We start from the raw sequence: 994 nt of genomic DNA on the forward strand, positions 1-994 counted from the left end.
CCACGCAGCGGGGCCCCGCCCACGCGCGACCCGGACGGGCAGCCGTCCAGCCACGGCGCCGAGCCCCACGGGTTCGCGCCCTCGCCCGGGACCGCGCAGTGCACGCCGGCGCCGCGGCCCTCCGCGGTACGGGCCACCTCGGCCGCGCGGCCGGGCGGGACGGCGTGAACGAGGTGGCAGAAGCGGGACGGCGGGTGGTCCGCGGTCCACGGGGGGACCCCGGCCCGCCGGTAGGTCTCCCAGGTGCCTTCGAAGGTGACGAGGAGGTCGGCGACGCGGGCGTAGCCGGGGTCGGGGTGGGTGCCGGGGTTGAGGACGGCCGTCCGCGCGCCGAGCGCCTTGGCGAGCAGGACGAGCCGGCGGTAGTGGGGCAGCGGCGCGGCGTGCGCCGGGACCTGGTCGAGGAAGACGCCGTCGACGCCGTACCAGCGGCGGTGGCGGCGGATGTCGCCGACGACGGCGCGCGGCGCGCGGCGGCCGTAGCCGGTGTCGACGTAGCCGAGCAGGGGGACGCCCGCGCCGCGCAGGCGCTCCGCGGCGGCGCGGAAGGCGGGGTCGGGCCGCTGCCCGGGCCCGTCCGCGGCGTTGAGGACGACGCCGCGGAGCCGGGGCGCGGCCTCGGCGAGGGCGGTCCACGCCGCGGGGTCGGCCGCGGGGTGGACGTAGAGCGGGACGAGCAGCAGCCCGCCCGCCGGCGGCGGCCCCGGCGGGGTCATCGTGCGCACTCCTCGGGGCGGTCCAGGACCTCGGTCCAGAGGTCGGTGACGGAGGTGGCGAGGGAGCGGCGCGGCGACCAGTCCAGCGCCTTGCGGGCCAGGGAGACGTCCGCCTCCTGCCAGGGGACGGCGGCGGAGCGGGACGAGCCGGCGCCGTCCTCGTCGAGCTCGCCGCGGAAGCCCGCCGCGGCGATCAGGGCCTCGGCGACGGCCCGGACGGGGCGGGCCGTGCCGCCGGCGATGTTGAGGACGGGCGGCAGGGGGCCGGGCGCGGCGAC

The 994-nt window shown here is 80.8% G+C and carries 1 protein-coding gene and 1 pseudogene; both read right to left on the bottom strand.

The window, feature by feature from the left end; genetic code table 11:
• On the bottom strand, positions 1 to 716 hold a 716-nt coding region (locus B7P34_RS35980), incomplete at its 3' end, for a spherulation-specific family 4 protein (RefSeq protein WP_106682285.1).
• Positions 713 to 994 (bottom strand): annotated as a pseudogene (locus B7P34_RS37970) (hypothetical protein); the annotation flags it as partial. The pseudogene B7P34_RS37970 and the gene B7P34_RS35980, both read right to left, overlap by 4 nt.

The sequence above is a fragment of the Streptosporangium nondiastaticum genome, assembly GCF_003011965.1.
Taxonomy (GTDB): Bacteria; Actinomycetota; Actinomycetes; order Streptomycetales; family Streptomycetaceae; genus Streptomyces; species Streptomyces nondiastaticus.